This window comes from Lacrimispora sinapis, assembly GCF_043633585.1.
Taxonomy (GTDB): domain Bacteria; phylum Bacillota; class Clostridia; order Lachnospirales; family Lachnospiraceae; genus Lacrimispora; species Lacrimispora sinapis.
The window spans coordinates 2,914,521-2,938,980 of record NZ_CP141832.1 but is presented as its reverse complement, the minus strand read 5'-3'; the positions used below and the strand labels follow the sequence as shown (position 1 = coordinate 2,938,980).

18 protein-coding genes, 2 tRNA genes and 3 rRNA genes are annotated in these 24,460 nt (G+C 42.1%); 12 read left to right on the top strand and 11 right to left on the bottom strand.

Annotated features, from left to right (window positions below):
- The first annotated feature begins 123 nt into the window (after positions 1–123).
- Complete coding sequence (locus tag VIG27_RS13810) at positions 124–1,449, top strand: nucleotidyltransferase family protein (RefSeq protein ID WP_394523106.1); 1,326 nt, start codon at positions 124–126, stop codon at positions 1,447–1,449.
- On the opposite strand, the gene VIG27_RS13805 is transcribed toward VIG27_RS13810, so the two are convergent.
- The 11 genes from VIG27_RS13805 to VIG27_RS13755 all read right to left on the bottom strand — a co-directional run bounded on the left by VIG27_RS13805 (position 1,450) and on the right by VIG27_RS13755 (position 11,378).
- The gene (locus VIG27_RS13805; RefSeq protein WP_394523105.1) at positions 1,450–1,701 is read right to left on the bottom strand and encodes a carbon storage regulator; all 252 of its coding nucleotides are present in this window, start codon (positions 1,699–1,701) and stop codon (positions 1,450–1,452) included.
- A 1-nt stretch (position 1,702) separates the two neighbouring features.
- On the bottom strand, positions 1,703–2,149 hold the full coding sequence (fliW, locus tag VIG27_RS13800) for a flagellar assembly protein FliW (RefSeq protein WP_394523104.1): 447 nt from the start codon (positions 2,147–2,149) through the stop codon (positions 1,703–1,705).
- Positions 2,150–2,168: 19 nt separating this feature from the next.
- On the bottom strand, positions 2,169–2,777 hold the full coding sequence (locus VIG27_RS13795) for a DUF6470 family protein (RefSeq protein ID WP_394523103.1): 609 nt from the start codon (positions 2,775–2,777) through the stop codon (positions 2,169–2,171).
- Positions 2,778–2,803: 26 nt separating this feature from the next.
- Positions 2,804–3,814 carry a flagellin gene (locus tag VIG27_RS13790; protein ID WP_394523102.1) on the bottom strand — a complete coding sequence of 337 codons (1,011 nt, stop codon included), beginning with the start codon at positions 3,812–3,814 and terminating at the stop codon, positions 2,804–2,806.
- Between the two features lie 11 nt (positions 3,815–3,825).
- Positions 3,826–5,868 (bottom strand): flagellar hook-associated protein FlgK, encoded by a 2,043-nt coding sequence (locus VIG27_RS13785; RefSeq protein ID WP_394523101.1) that lies wholly within the window; start codon positions 5,866–5,868, stop codon positions 3,826–3,828.
- 14 nt (positions 5,869–5,882) lie between these two features.
- Complete coding sequence (gene flgN, locus VIG27_RS13780) at positions 5,883–6,290, bottom strand: flagellar export chaperone FlgN (RefSeq protein ID WP_394523100.1); 408 nt, start codon at positions 6,288–6,290, stop codon at positions 5,883–5,885.
- A complete protein-coding gene (locus VIG27_RS13775) occupies positions 6,290–6,607 on the bottom strand; it encodes a flagellar biosynthesis anti-sigma factor FlgM (protein WP_394523099.1) in 318 nt (105 codons plus the stop codon). The genes flgN and VIG27_RS13775 overlap by 1 nt, the downstream gene beginning before the upstream one ends.
- 98 nt (positions 6,608–6,705) lie before the next feature.
- Positions 6,706–7,755 (bottom strand): protein-glutamate methylesterase/protein-glutamine glutaminase, encoded by a 1,050-nt coding sequence (locus tag VIG27_RS13770; RefSeq protein ID WP_394523098.1) that lies wholly within the window; start codon positions 7,753–7,755, stop codon positions 6,706–6,708.
- 141 nt (positions 7,756–7,896) lie between these two features.
- A complete protein-coding gene (locus VIG27_RS13765) occupies positions 7,897–8,709 on the bottom strand; it encodes a CheR family methyltransferase (protein ID WP_394523097.1) in 813 nt (270 codons plus the stop codon).
- A 14-nt stretch (positions 8,710–8,723) separates the two neighbouring features.
- Positions 8,724–9,221 (bottom strand): chemotaxis protein CheW, encoded by a 498-nt coding sequence (locus VIG27_RS13760; RefSeq protein WP_394523096.1) that lies wholly within the window; start codon positions 9,219–9,221, stop codon positions 8,724–8,726.
- Positions 9,222–9,242: 21 nt separating this feature from the next.
- Positions 9,243–11,378, bottom strand: coding sequence for a chemotaxis protein CheW (locus VIG27_RS13755; RefSeq protein ID WP_394523095.1), 2,136 nt, complete (start codon positions 11,376–11,378; stop codon positions 9,243–9,245).
- A 127-nt stretch (positions 11,379–11,505) separates the two neighbouring features.
- On the opposite strand from VIG27_RS13755, the gene VIG27_RS13750 reads away from it, so the two are divergent.
- The 11 genes from VIG27_RS13750 (at position 11,506) to VIG27_RS13700 (ending at position 24,100) form a co-directional block, all read left to right on the top strand.
- On the top strand, positions 11,506–12,927 hold the full coding sequence (locus VIG27_RS13750; RefSeq protein ID WP_394523094.1) for a hypothetical protein: 1,422 nt from the start codon (positions 11,506–11,508) through the stop codon (positions 12,925–12,927).
- Complete coding sequence (locus VIG27_RS13745) at positions 12,914–13,261, top strand: EscU/YscU/HrcU family type III secretion system export apparatus switch protein (protein WP_394523093.1); 348 nt, start codon at positions 12,914–12,916, stop codon at positions 13,259–13,261. Before VIG27_RS13750 ends, VIG27_RS13745 begins: the two co-directional genes overlap by 14 nt.
- A gap of 4 nt (positions 13,262–13,265) precedes the next feature.
- Positions 13,266–13,892: a PilZ domain-containing protein gene (locus VIG27_RS13740; protein ID WP_394523092.1), complete on the top strand. Its 627-nt coding sequence runs from the start codon at positions 13,266–13,268 to the stop codon at positions 13,890–13,892.
- 78 nt (positions 13,893–13,970) lie between these two features.
- Complete coding sequence (locus VIG27_RS13735) at positions 13,971–15,335, top strand: N-acetylmuramoyl-L-alanine amidase family protein (protein ID WP_394523091.1); 1,365 nt, start codon at positions 13,971–13,973, stop codon at positions 15,333–15,335.
- On the top strand, positions 15,332–16,390 hold the full coding sequence (locus tag VIG27_RS13730) for an N-acetylmuramoyl-L-alanine amidase family protein (protein ID WP_394523090.1): 1,059 nt from the start codon (positions 15,332–15,334) through the stop codon (positions 16,388–16,390). The genes VIG27_RS13735 and VIG27_RS13730 overlap by 4 nt, the downstream gene beginning before the upstream one ends.
- A 29-nt stretch (positions 16,391–16,419) precedes the next feature.
- On the top strand, positions 16,420–17,232 hold the full coding sequence (locus VIG27_RS13725; RefSeq protein WP_394523089.1) for a lytic transglycosylase domain-containing protein: 813 nt from the start codon (positions 16,420–16,422) through the stop codon (positions 17,230–17,232).
- A gap of 1,529 nt (positions 17,233–18,761) precedes the next feature.
- Positions 18,762–20,292, top strand: a 16S ribosomal RNA gene (locus VIG27_RS13720).
- Between the two features lie 229 nt (positions 20,293–20,521).
- Positions 20,522–20,639: ribosomal RNA gene (gene rrf / locus VIG27_RS13715) — 5S ribosomal RNA — on the top strand.
- A 7-nt stretch (positions 20,640–20,646) separates the two neighbouring features.
- Positions 20,647–20,719 (top strand) — tRNA-Ala (locus VIG27_RS13710).
- A gap of 328 nt (positions 20,720–21,047) precedes the next feature.
- A 23S ribosomal RNA gene (locus tag VIG27_RS13705) occupies positions 21,048–23,939 on the top strand.
- Together the 16S, 23S and 5S rRNA genes with 2 tRNA genes alongside form the textbook arrangement of a ribosomal RNA operon.
- Before the next feature lie 88 nt (positions 23,940–24,027).
- A tRNA-Gly gene (locus tag VIG27_RS13700) sits at positions 24,028–24,100 on the top strand.
- Positions 24,101–24,460 lie beyond the last annotated feature (360 nt).

Sequence of the window (24,460 nt, the reverse complement as noted above, 5' to 3'; positions counted from 1 at the left end):
AAAGGTGCGGTCGTTGAACGTGCGATTGTATCATTGGCACAACAGGAGCAAGGCTTGATCTTATATTGATATATGAATTGTTGCTGTTTTTTGTACCTCGACAGCTAAGGATGGAAGTATACTATGAAAAAAGGATACGAAGAAAGGTATTTAATAAATATAATTGCGGCAGTAATGAATCAGAAGGAGACTCCGGAACCATTTCGGCAATTAAATTGGGAAAAGATGTTTCGTCTGGCAGATTTTCATCATGTTGCTCATATTGTTTACTATGGAATTATGGGACTCACTGAAACGATTCCACAACCGATTCAAAAAAAGTTCTTTCAGAAGTATCTGGAAGCAGTTCATCGAACAGAACGATTGAGAAAAGGAGAAAAACAGTTAAAGGCTGTAATGGAATACAAAGAAATCCATTGTTTTTTTTTAAACTATTCAGAAATGGTAAAGCATTATCCCATTGAAGAAATGTGCTGCAGTGAGTTTATTGAAATTGGTACAGACAAAAAGAACACAGATCCAATTGCAAATTTATTGAGAATTAGAGATTTTACAGAACGTCCAATACAGGAAAACGGATATTTATATTATCGTATTCCAAGTGTAAAGGTGTTCTTTTATGATTATAACATCTTTTTCAGCAGACCGATGAGAAGATTTTTTAAAAGTCTGTTAAAAAGTCCTGTTCGTGAGAAGAACAGTAAATTTGTAAAAGAGATTTCGTTGGATGATCAGTATTTATTCCGGATGTGCAGATTGACGGATTGCTATGCAAAAGGCGAAATAAGTCTGAATCAAATAATTGATTTTTGGGTTTTTTATAAGACATATGCAGAGGAATTTTCCTGGAAATATATTTATGAAAGGTTAAAGAAGCTTAAGATATCAGAATTTGCAGAGCGGTTGGAGTATTTGGTGCTTCGTTGGTTTGGTACGGGAGCAGCTGTGGAAAATGCGGAAATCTATGAGGCAATAGAAGCTTATATTCTATCAAAAGGGATTGAGGGAAGAGAGGTCAGTGAACAATACCTCCCGCTTATAAAGACAGTTGCGGACTGCTACGAAAGGAATAAAAAGGCAGAGAAGCTTGCCAAGCTGTTAGAGTGGACATTTCCAGACAGAAGATATATGGAGACTATTTATCCTGTTATTGAGAAGGCTGGTGTATTGCTTCCGCTGTTCTGGATCATTCGATTGGCAAGATATGGAATACGGGTTTGTTTTAGTAAGATTAAAGAAAGTCCGGTCTTTCGGGGAGTGGTAAAACTAAAGATATTTCTTTTTCACCTTCCAATCAGGAAGAAGAATGCGTTCCCTCCAGAAACGGAAGAACAAGTTTCCATAAGCATTACGCTTCCAGAAGGAGAGGAATTAAAAGAAGAGACAAAAGTAAATCCAAATGAAACAATTTCAGAAGAAGAGGAAAAAACAGTGGAAATACCTAAATAATCAGGTATCTCCACTGTTCTTTTTTGTATGGAATAAATCATTAAGTTTTGAGATTGAGCCTGGCTTTAATGCGACTGAGACAGCTTCCTTATTCACTGATGCAGCTTCTATTAATTCTGAACGCATGATTGAAACATCTCTGGGTGCATCAATAGCCAATTTCACCCAATCATTTCCAATATCCAGTACGGTAATGCAGATATTATCGCCAATAATCAATTCCTGATCTTTTTTTCTTTGAAGAATAAGCATTCTATTTCTCCTTTTTTACAAAGTCTTTCATGGGGTGGCGAAATTTATAAAGTGCATTATCCAGTATTATCTGGCGTGCTCTTCTAGTATCAGTATTTACGGCGATTGGCGATTTTAAATTGACAGTACTATCTTCCATGGATTCATGTATTACACAAATGACATAATAGGATATATTATCTTCATTATAAGAAGCATCTAACAGTCTTTTGTCTTCATCAGACAATACTGGTGAATAATCATTGTACAATTGAAACGGATTCATGAGTATAAAAGAAATATTGGGATCCTCCAATGACTGCAGTGAGATGAGTGCATCACTGTTATCTTGAAAGGCTAAGGGAACATATTTTTTTAACTCAGTAAATCCAAATAATCCATCGGGAAAATATATTATTTCTTGTTCTGAGCAAGTAATTGTACCAAAATATTGTGTCTGAACCTCCATATCAACCTCCTTATTTAAATTAAGCAAGCACATCTACTGGAGAGTGATTAAATAATTCTGCAGCACTGGGTGGAACATAAATGGGTTTGCCTATATATTCGATTTTAACATCCGGCATTTGAGTGATAGATACCTCTACATCACCAGGTATAAACTCAAAATCTCCATTAGCTACTTTTATATCAAAACTTATCTTGTCCATCTGATATTGAATCGACAGATCAGGATCCGACCATTCAATATCAGGTCCGGTGGTTGGAAGAAACTGTAAACCAAACTCACCTGTGGGCATCTGTGAACGCTGAACCGCTATTTGGTCAAGTGGATTTGAAATATTTGGGTCTAACAAAAGCGCACCCTCCTCTGCATAAGCTGCGGTTGCTTCCTGCGCAGCTGCTAATCCTTTTTGAGCTGATTGACGTACGCTTTCCATAGTGGTAGGACATACAGAATTTCGAGCGTCATATGTATCTAAGCGTACTTTGATTGGGCTGTTTTGAATGTCAAAACGGCCTTTTTCTCTATTTGTTACCAATTGTGCTTTTGAATGTGAGTATTCCAATGAAGCTTTTTTTGTTTTAATTTCATACTTAATAGGTATTGTCGTTATTCTTAGCAATGGTTCCATATTGTACACCCCCAATTAGGTCTGTTTTATTTCATAAAATCAATAAAAGAAGGAGATAAAATACTAGTTCCAACTTTCAAGGCAGCATTATAAGCGTATTGATTCCACATATAGTTGGTAATGGCTTCTGCCATATCAACTCCTTCCACGCTCTCCATCTGTTCCTGGAGTGAGATTTCAGTGTTTTCTAACCGGTCTTTTGTTGTGGTAAGGAATGAGGATTTAACTCCTAATTCTGTGATTTGATTAAGCAGCCCATCACTTAAAGTTTCAAATTTTCCCATTAACTTTCGATAAGCCTCGGGGTCAAATTCTTCTGCTTCCAAAGTATCTGCCAATTGTCCAGCAAGAACAATTGCGTTATTGCTGACCCCATCTTCATCTTTTCCAAATCCAATTGCTTTAATTCCTGGCAAAGATAAGTTAAATGCACTGGAAGGAACGACCTGATTGGAATCATCGAGAGAAAGACCCATACCCAAGTCAACATATAGATTTTCTTTGGAATAACTATAAAGCGTAGAATAATCAGCAGTTCCTTTAGCGGCATCAACATCGACTCCGCGATAGGTCAAAGTCCCATTGTCTGTAAGCTTGAAAGGAGGATTACTTCCATCCGTTCCTGCAAATAAAAAGGTATCTTCATAAGTGGAATTCAAACTCAGCACCATGGATTTTTGAAACTGCCGGATCGCAGAAGCATAGCTCTGTCGAGTTTCTTTCGTCTGGTTCGTTCCATTCATAGCCTGTACATTATATTCCTTGCTGATTGTTTTGACGATATCAGAAACTTGTCTTAATGCATCCTCCTGCCCATCCTGCCTGGATTGAACATCCTTTAACATGCTTAAATTATCCTGGTTAGAGTAATACTTACGGTGGAGCTGAGAAGCTCTGGCAGCGGAAAATGGATCTTCGGCTACGCTGTTAAAACTACGCTGAGTCATTACATGTGTTCTGGAATTATTTAAAGAATTAATTGTTGTAGCAAGATTATTCTTATAATTGCGCAAAAGTGCATTTGTTGTAATTCTCATAATTTATCCTCCTATCGACCAACAACGCCTGTATTATTAATTAATACATCAAGTGCCTGGTCCAGAGTAGTCATAAGACGGGCAGCAGCAGTATAGGATCGCTGGTACTGCATAAGATTGATGCCTTCTTCGTCAAGAGAAACTCCTGAAACAGAATCTTTGTTGTTTGATGTTTGATTAAGTACAGTAATTTGATTATTAAGGATACTCGAATTTTCTTTACTGTCAACACCCTGCATATTTTCCATATTAGAATAGCATTGGGAAAAGCTTCCCGTGTAATAGGAAATTGAACCCACTTGAGATTTTCCGGATTGATCAAGATAGGTATATTCATATGTAAACTGCCGGCTGTCGGTCAAAGCTTTTTTCATAAGGAGAATATTGCTATTATCCTTAGAGCCGGCCTTTGGATCATGGGAAGCAATAATATGGATATTATTATTCATCCAATCATCAGATATTTTTATATTGCCGGCAGTAAATGTTCTGCTGCCATCTGAGGTCTTGAATAAATCATAGTCTTTGATATTGCTGGGATTGGCCTCGTATAGCAGCTTTAAATCTTTGTTATCGCTGCCTTTGATGCTGTCGGATTCAATAACAGTTCCGGATGGCAGTGAAGCACTGGTCCAGGTCAGCTTCTTAGTGGTTGCATTAAATGCCCAGACTCCTTCCATGCTTTGGCCATTGACAGTTAAACTTTTTTTGGTCTCATTCAGTTCTTTTGCCAGATTGTTCAGACTTTCTTCCAGATCCTTTCCTACGGCTACGGTTCCGTCGCCGTTTCCAGAGCCAAACATATATTTTTGTCCGTCAATGCTTATATGCTCAAATTTGATTATATTGCCGGTGGATTTTTCAAAGCTGATGCTGTACTCGGCTTTTTCTTCTCCGTTGATAGTGACACTTTTTGCAGAACCAGTGGAAGGCATCTCCCTGACTCCGGTATCCGGAACCGTATTTTCGTTTAATTTATTAAAGGTGTTAGCAAAGGTCTGAACAAAGGAATCAAACGCTTTCTCGTAATATCCGATACCTCTGAAATCAGTGGCAGGGTTATCTAACTCACCAGATTTATTTAACATATCAACAGTACCTTTTATAGTACCTTCCTTTAAATAACTGGTAATATCTGTTTTTATCAATGAAATATCGTCGGAGGTTGGAAAGTCACTGGCAGGGATAAGGGAAATGGAAACAGTTCCATCCTCATTGCCTTTTGCATCCTTGTTGCGGTCAATCGAAAGAGAAGCAAAGTTCTCTCCATGCTCTCCACCGGTGAGGTCATAGCTTACTCCATCAGAACCAGTAAATTTCACAACCGGGTAATTGTATTTTTCACCAGTTGAAATAGCCACTTCTTTATAAGAGACGCTGATTGGAAGATAACTGGCAAGTTCATCAAGTTTACTATTCCTTTGATCCAGCATCTCAAGTGCCGGGTTACCAAGCAGCTGATTTTTCCAAATCGAATCATTTAATTTGCCAATGTCAGATAAAAGACCATTGACTGTAGGGATGCTTGTTTTTTCAAGGCTGCTGATCGTATCTTCACGTACGCTTTTTAAATCGGTAGCCTTTTGGTGAATATAACTTAAAAGAACCTGGGTACTGGAGCGTACAATGCTGTCAAATTCACTATTGTTGGCATTAGAGGATAGTTTGTCTAAGTTACTATTTAAATCGCTTAGCGCCTTTTTCAGCGCTTCTCTGTTAGTCTCATCGAAAATATCGGCCAGCTGGTTTAAAGCTGACTGGCGTGCATCGGCGGTTCCTACTTTAGCAACCTGGTTCCTGTATTGAATATCAAGAAACGGGTCTCTGATCTGAGAAATACCTTTTGTTTCAACTCCGTAACCAATTTTTGAACTGGGATCATTGCCGTATAAATCTCCGCCTTGTAGATTAAGGCTTACAAGATCCACTTGTTGTTTGGTGTAACCTACAGTATTAATATTGGCAATATTCTGTCCGGTTACATCAAGAGACCGTTGACTTGCAGCCATGGCAAGACGGGCAGTTGTAAATCCGGCGAATGTTGATCGTGTCATAATTGTTCCTCCTGTTACCTTTTATCGGATGCTGTTTTATTCGTTGCATTGCTGATAACATTATTTATCTTGTGTAAGTTTATTTCAATCATGGTTCGTGCGCTGTCATTGATATTTTGAAAAAGACGAACATAATGGGAAAGCGTGTTAAACTGGTTTTTTAGCTGCTCATGTTCCTCGCCGGAAGTTTTTGAAAGAATTTCCTGGAATGTAAGCCCCTTGAATCCCAGGGCTTCCTGGCAAAGCTCTCGTTTGCGGTCAAGGCCTCTCAGCTTTAATATAGCGGCCTGCTCCTTATTCATGGATTCTTCCACATGAGTGATACGGTTTTTTTTTGCAGCTTCCAGTTTCAACTGTTCTATCTGTATAAGCTCCTGGAATAATTCGGTCAAATCCTCAATCACAGTAATAAAATCATTCATTATAAATCTGCTCCTTTGTATAAAAGAATCTTTTCAGCAATCTTGTTGGCATCCACCTGATAAGTCCCATTCTGGATTCTCTGTTTTAAAAGATTCAGTTTTTCTTCGGAAGACGGCTGATGGATCTCTTTCACTAAAAGATTTTTCAGAGTAGATGCAAATTTTGAATCTAAGTCTTCCTGTGGTGCAGATCGGATCGTGATTTCATCATATTGGTTTTTAGAAGAATCCGAAGCAGAAATTCCGGAAGGATCCTGATTTTGTCGTATCATGGGTGTATTATATAGCGTACTGAAATAGTTCGATGAAATACGCATTTAACGACTCCTTTCTAAGAGCTTTATATACCAATGTTTCTACTTATATTATCGTCATTAAAAAAAAAATATTAACTTTAGATCCATTAATTTCTTAATTAAAGTGAATATAAATACTTCAGTAAAACATTGGAAATGTTAGCACATGAGGCTTGGGTTACAACTGCTCCGATGTTATAAGCGACCATAGGCATTCCATATACGACACAGCTTTCTGCATCCTGGCCAATGGTGTAAGCACCTCTTTTTTTCATACTCAATAACCCATCCGCACCGTCACGTCCCATGCCAGTCATAATAATACCGACAGAATTTGCTCCGGCCGTATCTGCAACAGACTGGAAGAGAACATCTACTGAGGGACGGTGTCCGCTTACTTTTTCACCGGAAAAGCAGTTGACCGAATAGCGGTTTCCCACGCGTACGACTTTCATCTGAAGGTCGCCGGGAGCAATCAATACCTGGCCTCTTTCAATAACATCACCGCTTTGTGCTTCTTTTACACGCATCTGGCATAGTCGGTCTAAACGGTCTGCATACATTTTTGTAAATCCTTCCGGCATATGCTGGGTGACCACAATACCAGGTGTATCGGCTGGTAAGTTTTTGAGAACCTGCAGTGTAGCTTCCGTACCGCCTGTGGAAGCACCGATGGCAATCACCGTATTGTACGCGTTTAAGGGAAACGGCTTTCCGCTGACCGGCGTGTTTCTTAAAACCGGAGAAACGGGGGACGCGGCAGCCGGTACTTTGATTTTTGCTCGGGAGGCAATAAAGATCTTACTCACCAAGGTGTTTAAAAAGACGCTTGAAGAGTTGCTGACAGTCATGTCAGGTTTTCTTACGAAATCCACTGCCCCAGCAGAAAGAGCTTCAAATACGTTTAAGTTCAAAGAAGATACCAAAATAACCGGTACGGCATATTTTGGCAAAAGCTTTTTTACAAAATCGATTCCGCTTATGCGCGGCATCTCCACATCGAGTGTAACAACATCGGGCTTTAATAAAGGGATTTTTCGTTCCGCATCAAACGCATCAATGGCATACCCTATCACTTCAATATTGGGATTTTTGGAAAGGTTATCCATTAACACTTTGCGGAAGAGCAAAGAGTCATCTACGATGAAAACTCGTATTTTATTATTCATTATTTACTCCATTCTTGGCAATTAAAAAATCAGCCAGGCAGATGAAAGTTTTACTTCTCTGATATTTGATTTTAAATCTGTGTAATATAAAATCCATTTACTTGGCTGAATCAGCAGTAAATAGATTTTATATTAAACAGATTATTCTTTTCGATATGTTGCCGGCATTATATACTTAAAAGGCGTTTTTTCTTTGTTGATCGTTTCCGAATGCCCAATCAGCAGATAACCTCCAGGTGCAGTAGCGTCGTAAAAACGCTGGATCAAACCATCTTTGGTTTCCTGATCAAAATAAATCATTACATTTCTGCAGAAGATAACGTCAAATTTTAGGCGGAACCGAATGGGATCCATTAAGTTAAAAGTTTGAAAAATGACGTTGGACTTAATGACTGGTGATACAGAATAGATTCCCTGTTGTTCTGTTTTAACAAAGTATTTGGATTTCCAAGCAGGTGATAGATTCTTTAAGGATTCTTCGTCATAAACCGCCTGTTTGGCTGCCTTTAAAGCATTTTGGGAGATATCGGTAGCCAGAACCCTGGTATCCCAGAGGGCGGCCTGCGCCCCCAGGGTTTCCTTTATTAACATTGAAATGGTATAAGGCTCTTCACCGGAAGAGCAGCCGGCACTCCATATGCTTAAAACTTTATTTTTTTTCGTCCTCACCAGATATGGGAGAATGGTATCTCTGAAGAAGTTAAAATGAGCTTCTTCCCTCATAAAGTAAGTATAATTTGTCGTAAGCTTATTCAGCATTACTTCCAGGTCGGCGGGATTTTTCGATGAGGTAACATGGTCTATGTATTCGGTAAAGGAACTATAACCCAGTGTAATGATTGTATTTGACAACCGACCCATGATTAACTGCATCTTTTTTGACAAGTCAATCCCATAATTTTTTTTCACGAACTGAACCAGCCGTGTGAAGTCTTGCTGTGAGAGTGTTAACATAGAGAAGCCGTCCTTTATGAGTTATTAACTAAAGTTTCACAATCCATTAGCAGAACAACTTTATTGTCCGGCATGGATATCATACCGCTTACCAATTCCTCCCTGTTATTGGCAGGAACGGAAGATATTCTGGAATAGTCAATATCCAGAACCTGTTCTACGGCATCAACAATGATCCCGATAAATACGGAATCAACATTTAAAACAATGACACAAGTTGTATTGGTATATTCAATCGCCGGTTTGCCAAGTCTTAAGCGAATATCAATGATCGGCACGATCTGGCCTCTTAAGTTGATGATTCCCTTTACGTAATTGGGCATCATGGGCATAACTGTGATCACATGATTGGTAATAATTTCTATAATATAGTTGGTACTCACACCAAAGACCAGATTATCCGTGCGGAAGGTCAGGTAGCGTTCGGTCGCTTCAGCACTGGCAGAAGCAAGATCTTTTTCTGCTTCATAATCTGGACCGGTCATAGTAGTTTGTGTATTCTCTGCTGACATTTGTATTCCTCCAATTCCCAATTAGTATTGATTGTGTGCGGCAGCATACAGATTTAAGACATCTAATATGATGCTGATGTTTCCGTCGCCAAGAATGGTACAGCCGCTGATGCCTGAATCTTTAATATTAAAACTATTCAGATATACGGGAAGCGGTTTTACTACAACCTGCTGCTCGCCTAAAAGATCATCTACGAACAGACAGTAGGATTTATCACCGGACTCTACCCAGACAAGAATTCCGTCTTCTATATTGGTAACTTCCGTTTCAATATTGTAAAGATTATGAATACGGATAATCGGATAGAACTGGTTCATGCATTTAATGATTTCATTGCCGTCGGTATCGTAAATCACATCTTCGTTCTTCACTTTGAAGGACTGACGGATGTTGGCAATCGGAATGGTAAATACAGATTTTCCGACTGCAATTTCCATACCGTCAACAATCGCCATGGTAAGCGGGATCTTTAAGGTGGTGCACATGCCTTTCCCTAATTCGCTGGTGATCGTTACGGTTCCGCCGATGGTTTCTACATTTTTCTTAACTACATCCATACCAACTCCACGGCCAGAGTACTCTGTAACCACTTCGTTGGTAGAAAAACCAGGAGCCAGCAGAAGAGCGAGAATTTCTTTTTGTGTGTATTCGCTTTCCGGTTTTGTAAGGAGTCCGTTCTTTTTGGCTTTTGCAAGAACACCGGCTGGGTTTACGCCGCGGCCGTCATCCTTAATGGAAATAATTACTTCATTGGTGGTATGGCTTGCAGACAAGGTAATTTCACCCTGAGGATTCTTGCCGGCTGCGATACGCTCCTCGGCAGTATCTTCAATTCCGTGATCCATGGAATTACGGACAATATGCATAATCGGGTCACCGATGCTGTCTACAATGGATTTATCAACTTCCGTGTTCTCTCCGATGATGGTAAGGCGGACATCTTTTTTCAGCTTCTGCTTCATATCTCTGACGATACGGTTCATTTTCTGGAATACACCGGATACGGGAACCATGCGCAGGGACATAACGATATCCTGAAGGTCATCCGTCAGCTTGCGAAGCTGTCTGGTAGCTTTTAAAAAGCTGTCCAGGTTTTTTAAATTCTGAATTTCCGGAGAAGATGTTACCATGGACTCCGTAATAACGATTTCTCCTACAATGGCAACCAGATTGTCAAGCTTTGTAAGATTTACGCTGATCAAATTCTGTTTGTTCGGGGTCTGATGACCGGAACTCGCTACCGGTGCACTTGGAGCAGCGGAGGTTTCACGAACAGCAGGAGCAGCAGAGGAGGGGTTCTGTACCTCTGCGGTTGCCGTATCTTTTGCACGGACATTTTCAATCAGTTCATAGGATCGGATATTGTTTAAATTATTGATCTGGGAAATGGCTGATTCTGCATCCTTGCGGGATTCAAACATCAGAAAAAATCCTTTTTCAATGATCGTGGAACAGGTTTGGCTGTTTGTCTCAATATCATGAGGATAAAAGCCAAATTCCAGACCGGATTCTTTTAATGTACTGATGAGCATGAATGCACGTAAGTTTTCCATTCCGCATCCTTCATCAAAAAAGAGACGCAGGAAGAAAGCGGCATTATCTTCCGGGCATTCTGCCAGGTCCATACGTATCTCATCCAAATTAACAGCCTGTATAGCATTCACCGAAGGATTTTCAGGCTCTGTTGGCTTTTGTGGCTCGGGAGATTTTGCACTCGGTTCTTTCGCACCCTTCTGTGTCTCATCCTTACTGATTTTTTTCAGGAAACTATTAATTTCCTGCGTCAGATTGTCGACATTATCACTAAGTGCTTCATTATTTTCTACCTTTGATACTTCGGCACGAAGCATATCGGTAGAACGGAACATCAAATCAAAAAGGATGCTTTTGTGAGAACTGTCAAGAGATTCCAAGCCATTCTCACGGATAAAAAAGAACAAATCTTCAATGTGATGCGCAATTTGCATGAGTGAAGAAAACTCCATCATAGCGGAAGAACCCTTGACGGTGTGCATGATACGAAAGATTTCGTTCACATCGTCCACTGTAAAATCTCCTGCTTTTTCGGCTTCTATCAGGAGTTCATCCAATTGCTCCAGTAGAGAATTGGTTTCAAAGAGATACATATCAAGCATATTATCCATGCCGTTATCCATAATATTTACACCGCCTTGTCTAGTTTAGTATATATCTATTTATCGGTATGGTTGGTTAAAAAATAATAGTAATTAGAAGAACCTTTCGAAAAAAATAAATGATTTACCACATAAATGGAGGCTTAATATGGCAGATGTTTTAAAAGTAACAACCCCGCTTTCTGGTTATGATAATTCTACAATTAAAAATAATCCCCAGGCTGGCCAGGACGTTCAGATCCAGAATCCAGTTGATCCCTCTAAAGTAACTAGGGGAGATAACCGGACGAATTCCGGTGGGGATGGGGAACAGCAGCTGGCATTTCAGTATAGGTCTAATTTTGGGACTTTCCTCAGTATGGTAAAGAATGTTCCGGATCTGTCAAAGGTTCTGGCAGACATCTTCTTCCAGGGGGAGGAGATGCTTACAGGGGGTGTTATGGGAGAGGAAGCCGCAAAACGGATTGCTTCTTTCTTCAAGGCAGCACAAATGAACGAAGAGGACCTCCTTCCTTTTTTAAAGGAACAGGCAGAAGCTTCCGTGCGCTTTAGCGGAGGCATATTTGACCGGCTGCGAAGTGCGATGGCAGATACGAATTCTGTGGATCTGAAAGCGGACATTCTTAATTTTATAAAGAAGTTCAACGATATGTCTTCCGGAAAGCATATTTTAAATGATATTTTCCGTACAATTAAAGATATGGAGAATTATGTATTCAAACAGACGAAAGAGCAGATGGAAGAATTGCTGAAGGAACTGGATTTATCTGCCGGTGAAGGGGATACGGCGCATAACAGCACCTTACTGAAAGAAAAAATTCTTCCGTTCCTTGGCCGTTATATTGCGATGAATCATGATATGGGAACAATCAGAGATAAGATTTCTCTCTTGACTGTTTTGATGTCCCGGTATGAAAATGGGGACAAGGAAGAAGTAATGCAGGCTTTTTCCAAACTGACCGGCTACCAGGGTTTCCGTAAATTCTTCGGCGGTATGACCGTAGATGAGTTTGGTCACTTACTGAGTCAGGTTGATATGGATCAGGCAGCAGGAAAGAATGAATGGGCGGATAAATTCCTGGATTTCCTGCGGACCGGAGTCAGCGGGGGAACCGGCCTCGAGAATAAACAGATGTTTCATCAGATGCTGCAATCACTGCTTTTAAGCGAGAGCGTCTATATGCCTCTTCTGCATTTGGCATTTCCGGTTGATATAAATGGAAAGAAGTTATTTTCTGAGATGTGGATTGATCCGGATGAAGAAGGAAGCAGCACTCAGGCTGGGGTTAAACGGGTTGCCAGAATTTTTGTGAAGTTTGATATCAGAGATCTGGGGCAGTTCAAGCTTTTGCTTCTGTATGGAGAGAATACGGCGGCCCTTCAGCTCTATTATCCGGAAAATATGAAAAAATCAGAAGGCAATATCCAGAAGGGATTAAAAGCCATTCTGGAAAAATATCATTTTAGAATTGAGAATTTGTATTTACAGGCAGGGGGCGGGCCAAATTCCCCGGTAGAGGTATTTCCCAAAATTCAGGAAAGGAAAAATTCAGTCGATGTCAGAATTTAAGAATACACTAAACAAAAAAGCGGTCGCATTAAAATATGATGACACCAAGAATGTTGCACCTGTCATAGTTGCATCAGGAATGGGTTACATGGCTGAGAAGATCGTTGAGACGGCCAATGAAAACGGTGTACCGGTCTATGAAGATAATTCTTTGGCTACCATCCTGACTCAGCTTGAGCTTGGAAGCCAGGTCCCGGAAGAACTGTACCATGCAATTGTTGACATTTATCTTTATTTCCTGGATTATGTACCAGGCATAAAGGAAAATTTAATGACAGAAAACTCCGATGATTCAGAGCCGGAAAAGCCGGAATCACCAGAAGCGGGGGAATAAGAATATGTTTGCAGAATGTAAAAAAGCTACCATTTATTCATTTGCAGGAAGTCTGCTTGCGGAAGTGGAAGTGGTCGACTGCGAGAAAGATATTATGGGACTCATAGTTCAAAAAGATGATATTGGTAAGATCGGCTCAGAAACAATGGTTGTGTTTTATGATGGAGTTAAGGGGCTGGTCACCTGTAAATGCCGTTTGTCCGGTTGGGTAAAGCAGGAAGACGGCCTGACTTACCGGGTTTCATGCAGGGTCGATAAACAGATCAGTGAAGAGGAAAGGCGCCGGGCGATGAAAGTCAGGGTCCAACATTCTGTTACATTAGAAATCCTTACCGAGGAAGGAAAGGTAATACATATCCAGGCGGTAGTAAAGGATTTAAGTGCAGGAGGAGCAGGTTTTGAGTGCAAAGAGGAGTTAAAGGAGGAGCAGTCCTTTTCGTTTCTCTTTGAAACAAAATTTGGCTGCGTTCGTTTAAAAGGCTGTATTCTGTGGAAAAAAGAGTTTTCAGATAAGGCTGGAAATCCGTATTACCGGTATGGCAGCAGGTTCTTGGATATGACAGCGCATCAGGAGTCTATGTTAAGAAAAATAATATCATTTGAGTACCTGAAAAATACAAATATCCAGTAATGGCTTATGTTTATAGGAGGATTTGACGATAAAAATTATGTATTGTGATGTGCGTTAGCTAAGCAAAGGAGTGATTGAATGAAACAACAAAGGCGGGCAATGGCAATAAGCATACTGGCAGCCTTCTGTCTGTGCATCATCTCGGATAAAACCATGGCTTCGGAAGCCATCAATTCGATTAACATTAAAGTCAAGCTTGAGATCGAGGCAGGAGACCGGCTGCCGGATATAAGCATTGATAAAAAAGAAGCAGACTGCTATGTAAGTTCCGGAAACAAACAGTATCGTGTAACAGATGCGGAATGGGTGACTTCGACTTCCAAGGATATGACCATTGGAGAAGAACCCAAGATGAACGTTACCATTACCCCTTCCAGCGAATCTGACGCCTATTTCAAATCATCTTATGAGGCCTCCAAGATAAAGGTGAATGGAGGCACTTATGTCAGCGCCAAGCGTGAAGGAAGTGATTTGGTTGTAACCCTGCGGACGAAACCGATCAAAGGTCTTTATGCAGAGCCGGAAGACGTAGGCTGGAAGGATACAAGGCTTGGTCAGGCCGTATGGGAAAAGGGAGATAACACATCCGGAGCCTATGAATTATGGCTTTATCTTGGAAAGAAAATTATCTTAAAAAAAGAATTGGTAACCACTACTACCTATAATTTCTATCCCTATATGACCGAGGAGGGAACTTACTCTTACAAGATCCGCTCCGTTCCGTTCAAACAGGATGAATTAAAAAATGGCAAAAAAAGCGACTGGGTTGAGTCGGATGAACTTGTGATCCGAGACAGAGATGTATCAGACGGAACAGGCAAAGAACCTGATCGGACCAAGGATAATACCAGCAGTAAGGAAGCAAATAATGGCTGGGAGGAGCGATCCGGAGTCTGGTATTACCGGTATGCGGATGGAACGATTCAGTCAAATTCCTGGCTGGCACTGGATAATGTATGGTACCGGTTTGATGAGACGGGAAAGATGGTAACCGGCTGGTATATATCAGGCTCTGATATATATTACATGAATTCCAGCGGAGCGATGCTTACCGGCTGGCAGAAAATCAATGATACCTGGTATTATTTTTACCCGGATAACGGACACGAAGCACCTCAGGGAGCAGCGGCAACCAACTGGCAGGTTATTGATGGTTACCATTATTTCTTTAACAGCCAGGGAGCCATGCAGAAGGGCTGGATCAATCAGGCCGGCAGATGGTATTATTTAAATACCATTCAGTCAAACCTTGAGGGAGCCATGCTCAAAGGTCTATTTACCCGCAATGGTAAAACTTATTATACTGGAGAAGATGGTGTGATGAAGACCGGCTGGCAGCAGGTTGACGGTTATTGGCGCTTCTTTCATCAGGATGGAACCATGGCAGTCAACTCGGTGATCGATGGATATCAGATCAATGAAGATGGAGTGTGGGTGCAATGATAAGAAAAGATGACAGAAAACAGTATCTGGTATTATTTGCTGCTTTGGTTTTTATAATGACATTATTAATGCCTTTGAAAGCATATGCAGCTGATTCAATTGTAATTCGGAAATTGAACTTAACGTTTAAAAGCCAGTATGGAGATGAAGAGATTTTAATGCCTGAGATATCCACGACAACTTCCGGAGTTACCATTCAGGATATTCTCTGGAAAAGAGATATCAGTAAGTGGAAAGCGGCTTCCAATGAAAGAGTCAGTGTGATTCTTACTTCAGACAGCATGGTGTTTGCCGAATCCTATAACCGCTCCGAATGTAAGATTACAGGTGCGAAGTTTGTTTCAGCCAAACCTCTTGATAATCATACGCTGGAAGTAAAGGTTGACTATGTTCCGGTGGTGAAATTAGGCAGAACCTCTCAAGCTGGCTGGAGCGACAGCAAAAAGACGAAAGCTGTATGGAAAAAAGTTGAATTTGCCACAGGGTATCAGGTGGCTTTATATGCAGATGATAAGATGAAAAAAAGAATATCTGTTTCAACCAATGTAGCCGATCTTTCTGAATATATGGATAAGGATGCAAATTATTATTATGAAGTACGGGCCATTGGTTATACTGCAGAAGACCGCAAATACATGAAAGAGGGGGATTATGTCACTTCGGAAGATGTATTTATGGAATATGACGGAGATACGACCGGAACCTGGAAAGGCAATACCTACAAACAGGAAGATGGCGGAGTGCCGAAAAACAGCTGGAAGCAGATTTTAAATGACTGGTACTATTTTGATGGCAATGGAATTCGTCAGACTGGCTGGCTTCAGTCTGGGCAAAGATGGTATTATTTAAGCCCTTCTGACGGGAAACTGCTCACCGGCTGGCAGTTCGTAAATGGAAAGTGGTATTACTTAAATCCACAGGGCGGTGAGATGATGACCGGCTGGGTACAGACACAGCCAGGAGTCTGGTATTATTTGTATTCTGACGGCAGTATGGCAAGCAACACAAACGTAGGGGATTACTGGGTGGATGCTTCAGGGAAATGGGTATCATAAAAGCCCCAAAAAGGCGGGAGGACTGAATTTTGGCGACAATAGAACAGTTAAGATTGTCCGCAATTGCAAGAGCAAATACAAGGCGGACGGAAAATACAGGATCAGTATCTGGGGGAGATTTTAAACAAGTATTAAAGTCAATAACCAACATACCGGCAAATCTTGACGCGATGTTTACCGAAGCGGCTAATAAATATGGAATACCGGAAAAACTTTTAAAGGCGGTTGCCAAGGTTGAATCAAATTTCAATCCTTCAGCGACTTCTCAAAAAGGTGCAGCAGGTGTGATGCAGCTTATGCCCGCTACAGCAAAATCTCTCGGAGTGGCAAACCCTTATGATGCCAGAAGCAATATTATGGGCGGTGCCAAATATCTAAAAGAAAATTTAGAACGATATAATGGAAATGTGGAACTTACATTAGCGGCATATAATGCAGGAAGCAACAATGTAAAAAAGTACGGCGGTATTCCACCTTTTAAAGAGACCCAGCAATATGTAAAAAAAGTCATGAACTATATGGGCGGCTCTGACGAAACCAAGGAATCCTCGTTTTATTTTTCAAAAAGTTCTAAAAATACAAACAATTACATTCAAACGCATGCGTCAAATTATAACGGTTATGATCCGCAGAGTACAAATGAAATTACCGATTTTATGCAAGCCCTTAGTTCCATGACCAAACAGTCAGATGGAACCGGGGAGAACTCCCTTCTAACCAATAAAACGAATTATCTTTATTTGATAGAATTGATGAAGCTGAGAATGCAGATGTCTTCTTATTCTATTGCAAATCAACATAATGAATCAGATTCCATGACTGGATCACTGTATAATATATAATAATAGGTAAAGCCGCATGAAAAGTTGAAATAAAACTTATCATGCGGCCTTTCTTTTGCGGCCCTATAAAATGTTGGGGATGCTTAAAACCAACTTACAACATTTAGTTTAGAATCTTTTGATAATGATTACATTGCTATTTGCTTTTTCAATAAAATAATTTCAGGAGAAATACTGGAATTTGCATGTAATGTATACCACCATTTTTTATTGTTCATTAGAATTTATATGGTTGATGTATAAAACATTTTAAATGCAATAATAAAGCCAATGTTTAACTTAGACGAAGAACAGTTATTGTAAATTTATTTTAAATTATGAAATATACTTGACCATTCAGAAGGCAGTTCTGTAATAATCTTTGTTCAGTAGATCTTGTATTCAGGTTTTTAACGCGAACATAGGTGTTTATGGCATGTAAAGTAGAGTCAATATTATCAAAGAAGGCCCCCAAAAAGAATATCACAGAGTTCCCAGTCGGATCAAAGAAGGCCCAAGAGGATGTAAGAAGTCAAGTAGGTAAAAGAAGACCTAAATAGATCAAAGATGCCTCAATGGGGTGAGGATAACCAAACCAGACTAATGGAGAACAAATTACATAAATAAGATCAAAGTAAATTAAAGCAGACAAAATCAATTAAAGCAGATAAAAGTATACTAAGCAAATTAAGGGGGACTAACGTAGACTGAAACAGACCAAAGTAGACTAAAGAAAATTCAGGTATATTCCCAAAGGCAAAGCTGATTAAAACAGGTTAAAGCATAAGAGAGCTGACATAAGAAAATTAAGATAGTCAATAGCAGTCTAAAGAATTACAAACATAAGCTATACCCCACCAAAGCGTATTAAACGTAGAATGAAACAGATTAGAGTAAAAAAACAGGTATAAAAGTTTACGTTACCTTTCCTTAAATGGATTTCCATGCATAGTCATTTGTTATCTGAACTACAGGACATAAAAGCTCTAAGTTAGTTAATAAAATAAGTATTAAAAAATTTGAAATAATTGTTGACAAATGTCGCCTGCTTTGGTATGATATAATTCGCCGCTGGAAACGGCGGCAAAACTTCTTCCAAAACACATCGGGAAACGATGGAAAATGTTTTGAAGAAAATGAAAAAAATGGTTGACAAAAACAACCATAAATGATAAGATATACGAGTTGCTGTTGAAGCAGACAACACAAAAAGTACTTTGAAAACAGAAGATTGAACAGTATGTAAAACCCTGAAAATTCTAATAAATAAGCTGTGTTTGAACAGCTTTGAATGAGAAATTCAGAACGAATACAAGCAATTGTATACGAACCAAACAACAAGTAAAACGGGAAATAAATTAGCTAGTTAGTTGATTTTGACCGTGGATTGAACAAACTGGCAGGTCCAAGCGGTACGCTCATGAAGCTTTGCTTCATTCGCTACCATTTGCTTCGCAAATGTTCAGCTATTCACCCGAAAGTCCTTATGGAAGCGAGCTTCCAACAGACTTCCTGGTAAATATCTGACCGCTTTCAAAGACTATTTGCTTAAATTTGAGAGTTCGATCCTGGCTCAGGATGAACGCTGGCGGCGTGCTTAACACATGCAAGTCGAGCGAAGCGATTTTAAGGAAGCCTTCGGGTGGAATTAGGATTGACTGAGCGGCGGACGGGTGAGTAACGCGTGGGTAACCTGCCTCATACAGGGGGATAACAGTTAGAAATGACTGCTAATACCGCATAAGCGCACAGTGCCGCATGGCACGGTGTGAAAAACTCCGGTGGTATGAGATGGACCCGCGTCTGATTAGGTAGTTGGTGAGGTAACGGCTCACCAAGCCGACGATCAGTAGCCGACCTGAGAGGGTGACCGGCCACATTGGGACTGAGACACGGCCCAAACTCCTACGGGAGGCAGCAGTGGGGAATATTGGACAATGGGGGAAACCCTGATCCAGCGACGCCGCGTGACTGAAGAAGTATTTCGGTATGTAAAGGTCTATCAGCAGGGAAGAAAATGACGGTACCTGACTAAGAAGCCCCGGCTAACTACGTGCCAGCAGCCGCGGTAATACGTAGGGGGCAAGCGTTATCCGGATTTACTGGGTGTAAAGGGAGCGTAGACGGCGATGCAAGTCTGGAGTGAAAGCCCGGGGCTCAACCCCGGGACTGCTTTGGAAACTGTGTTGCTAGAGTGCAGGAGAGGTAAGTGGAATTCCTAGTGTAGCGGTGAAATGCGTAGATATTAGGAGGAACACCAGTGGCGAAGGCGGCTTACTGGACTGTAACTGACGTTGAGGCTCGAAAGCGTGGGGAGCAAACAGGATTAGATACCCTGGTAGTCCACGCCGTAAACGATGAATACTAGGTGTTGGGGAGCAAAGCTCTTCGGTGCCGCCGCTAACGCAATAAGTATTCCACCTGGGGAGTACGTTCGCAAGAATGAAACTCAAAGGAATTGACGGGGACCCGCACAAGCGGTGGAGCATGTGGTTTAATTCGAAGCAACGCGAAGAACCTTACCAAGTCTTGACATCGGAATGACCGGTCCGTAACGGGGCCTTCCCTACGGGGCATTCCAGACAGGTGGTGCATGGTTGTCGTCAGCTCGTGTCGTGAGATGTTGGGTTAAGTCCCGCAACGAGCGCAACCCTTATCCTTAGTAGCCAGCAGTACGGCTGGGCACTCTGGGGAGACTGCCAGGGATAACCTGGAGGAAGGTGGGGATGACGTCAAATCATCATGCCCCTTATGATTTGGGCTACACACGTGCTACAATGGCGTAAACAAAGGGAAGCAAAGGAGTGATCTGGAGCAAATCCCAAAAATAACGTCTCAGTTCGGATTGTAGTCTGCAACTCGACTACATGAAGCTGGAATCGCTAGTAATCGCAGATCAGAATGCTGCGGTGAATACGTTCCCGGGTCTTGTACACACCGCCCGTCACACCATGGGAGTTGGTAACGCCCGAAGTCAGTGACCCAACCGTAAGGAGGGAGCTGCCGAAGGCGGGACTGATAACTGGGGTGAAGTCGTAACAAGGTAGCCGTATCGGAAGGTGCGGCTGGATCACCTCCTTTCTAAGGAAGAAAAAGTAGGGGTTTTATATACTGTTGAGTCTTATGTTTTCAAAGAAGTAATTGAATAAGGAAACACCAAGAAACGTAATGTGTAACCTCGTGAGTAAACTCACTCGGTCGCGGCTGTGCCGCTTATACAATTAGAAATAAAAATGTGATTATGTAAGCAAGCTTACAACACCCATTTTGACTTCTAATCGTGCACACATTACTAGTAAGACACGAAATTTCTGGTGCCGATGCGCTTAGGGGAAACACCCGTTCCCATCTCGAACACGATGGTTAAGACTTAAGCGGCCGATGGTACTATGCTGGAAACGGCATGGGAGAGCAGGTGGGTGCCAGATTATTTATGGGGGTGTAGCTCAGTTGGGAGAGCACCTGCCTTGCAAGCAGGGGGTCAAGAGTTCGAATCTCTCCATCTCCATTGGCCGAAAGCCACTTCATAAAGACGAGCCGAAAGGCGAAGGCTGAATTGAGTGTGAGGCCGTTCAGGAAGCTTAACAAACGAAAGTGAGTTTTGCTGAATGAACAATCATTAGTATGTACCTTGAAAACCACATATTGAAATATATCTAGATAAAGTCTTTGCAAAAAGACAATATCAAGACATCCGAGGTGTTACATCGAACGATGTAACCAAACAAAACTCGTTCAATTATCGTGACGTACGATAAACGAACAAACCTAAGACCAGAGATACAACGCTATGTATCTTAGATAAGTAGCCCGCACCCGCAGGTGAACATCGAATTGGTTAAGCTAATAAGAGCGCAGGGTGGATGCCTTGGCACTAAGAGCCGATGAAAGACGTGATAAGCTGCGAAAAGCTTCGGGGAGGAGCAAATATCCTTTGATCCGGAGATGTCTGAATGGGGAAACCCAGCTGAGCAAACCTCAGTTGTCGTATGGTGAATCCATAGCCATACGTCGGGAACCCGGGGAACTGAAACATCTAAGTACCCGGAGGAAAAGAAAGAAAACTCGATTTCCAAAGTAGCGGCGAGCGAAATGGAAGGAGCCTAAACCGTCATGCGTGCATGGCGGGGTTATGGACTGCAGGAAGTGAGACGATTTGTTACCAGAACGGTCCTGGAAAGACCGGCCATAGAAAGTGAAAGCCTTGTATGGGAAAGCAATAGTCAGCGAGCAGGATCCAAAGTACCACGAGACACGAGAAACCTTGTGGGAATTCGGGGGGACCACCCCCCAAGGCTAAATACTCCTTAGTGACCGATAGCGCATAGTACTGTGAAGGAAAGGTGAAAAGGACCCCGGGAGGGGAGTGAAAAAGAACCTGAAACCCTGTGTTTACAAGCTGTGGAACCACGTTAAAGGTGGAACCGCGTACTTTTTGTAGAACGGTCCGGCGAGTTACCGTTACTGGCAAGGTTAAGCACTGAAGGTGTGGAGCCGAAGGGAAACCAAGTCTTAATAGGGCGTTGAGTCAGTAAAGGTAGACCCGAAACCGGGTGATCTACCCATGTCCAGGTTGAAGCTGCCGTAAAAGGCGGTGGAGGACCGAACGCACATCCGTTGAAAAGGGTGGCGATGAGGTGTGGGTAGGGGAGAAATTCCAATCGAACCCGGAGATAGCTGGTTCTCCTCGAAATAGCTTTAGGGCTAGCCTCGTATTAGTCTGCCGGAGGTAGAGCACTGAATTTCCTAGGGGGCGTCAAAGCTTACCAAAGAATATCAAACTCCGAATGCCGGTCAGATGATGTACGGGAGTCAGACTGCACGAGATAAGTTGGGCAGTCAAAAGGGAAAGAGCCCAGACCACCAGCTAAGGTCCCAAAGTGCGTGTTAAGTGGAAAAGGATGTGAGATTTCAGAGACAACTAGGATGTTGGCTTAGAAGCAGCCACCCATTCAAAGAGTGCGTAATAGCTCACTAGTCGAGAGGTCTTGCGCCGAAAATGTCCGGGGCTAAAACACGACACCGAAGCTGTGGAATGTGCATTTATGTACATTGGTAGAGGAGCATTCTTAATGCATCGAAGCATTACCGTAAGGAGATGTGGAGTGTTAAGAAGAGAGAATGCCGGAATGAGTAGCGAGATGGAAGTGAGAATCTTCCAGGCCGAATATCTAAGGTTTCCAGAGTAAAGCTGATCTGCTCTGGGTAAGTCGGGGCCTAAGGCGAGGTCGAAAGACGTAGTCGATGGACAACAGGTTGAAATTCCTGTACCGCATATTATCAGAACTGTGGGGACACAGAACCGAGAGAGAACCCGGGAATGAAAAGACCGGGGCAAGCATTGGACTGGTTAAGCTGGCAAATCCGCTTAACAACAGGAAGGTGTGACGCGTACCGAACAAAAGTAGGGAAGTCTCTGTAGGGGCTGTCAAGAAAAGCCGCTATTGTGTAATATGTGCCCGTACCGTAAACCGACACAGGTGGATGAGGAGAGAATCCTAAGGCCGGCGGGAGAAGCATTGTTAAGGAACTCGGCAAAATGACCCCGTAACTTCGGGATAAGGGGTGCCTGAGAAATCAGGCCGCAGAGAATAGGCTCAAGCAACTGTTTAGCAAAAACACAGGTCTATGCAAAACCGAAAGGTGAGGTATATGGGCTGACGCCTGCCCGGTGCTGGAAGGTTACGAGGAGGGGTTAGCGGAAACGCGAAGCTCTGAATTTAAGCCCCAGTAAACGGCGGCCGTAACTATAACGGTCCTAAGGTAGCGAAATTCCTTGTCGGGTAAGTTCCGACCCGCACGAAAGGCGTAATGATTTGAGCGCTGTCTCAACAATGCACCCGGTGAAATTGAAATACCAGTGAAGATGCTGGTTACCTGCGCCAGGACGGAAAGACCCCATGGAGCTTTACTCTAGTTTGATACTGGGATTCGGTATTGCATGTACAGGATAGGTGGGAGGCAGAGAATCAAGGACGCCAGTCTTTGAGGAGCCGATGTTGGGATACCACCCTTGCGATACTGGGTTTCTAACCTGCAGCCATGACCTGGCTGGGGGACAATGTCAGGCGGGGAGTTTGACTGGGGCGGTCGCCTCCGAAAGAGTATCGGAGGCGCTCAAAGGTTCCCTCAGAATGGACGGAAACCATTCGAAGAGTGCAAAGGCATAAGGGAGCTTGACTGCGACACCGACGGGTGGAGCAGGTAGGAAACTAGGACTTAGTGATCCGGTGGTATAAAGTGGGATTGCCATCGCTCAACGGATAAAAGCTACCCTGGGGATAACAGGCTTATCACTCCCAAGAGTTCACATCGACGGAGTGGTTTGGCACCTCGATGTCGGCTCATCGCATCCTGGGGCTGTAGTAGGTCCCAAGGGTTGGGCTGTTCGCCCATTAAAGCGGTACGCGAGCTGGGTTCAGAACGTCGTGAGACAGTTCGGTCCCTATCCGGCGTGGGCGTAGGATATTTGAGAGGAGCTGTCCTTAGTACGAGAGGACCGGGATGGACTGACCTCTGGTGTATCTGTTGGTGATCAAGACCATGGCAGAGTAGCCAAGTCGGGAAGGGATAAACGCTGAAGGCATCTAAGCGTGAAGCCCCCCTCAAGATGAGATATCCCATCGCAAGAGTAAGACCCCTTGAAGACGACGAGGTAGATAGGGCAGAGGTGGAAGCATGGTAACATGTGTAGCTGACTGTCACTAATAGGTCGAGGGCTTAACCAGGTTGGTTTAGGTAAGAGAAAGAACGGATGAAAGATATAAGACAATGTGTGGTTTTGAGGGTATATGCCCAAGGAAGAAACAAAGATAAGCGCGAGTGGCTCAGTTGGTGGAGTACGACCTTGCCAAGGTCGGGGTCGCGGGTTCGAGTCCCGTCTCGCGCTCTTCATTCAGAAGGTAAAAAGCAGATTTCCAGGTGGAGATCTGCTTTTTTGTGTTCATGTTCACGAATTTATTATTAAACCATTATCAAAAAAACGGTAAAATATAACTTTTTTAATTTACTTATCATTTTTTGTGAAAATTGGGAAAAATCATGTATAATAGAAGTAAGCTATACAGTTATTTTTCTATGTGAATAAATTCGGTTATAGTGATGTTGATTTATCAAACGAAGCGAACATACTTTAAGCAGGAATTAAACTCGAATATTAATTTGTTTTTTCCGTCAATGATCTGAGAATTTACAATTTTTAGTTATGAAAGGCGGAAGAAAAGTCTGCTGGGAGTAAGATAAGGAGGAG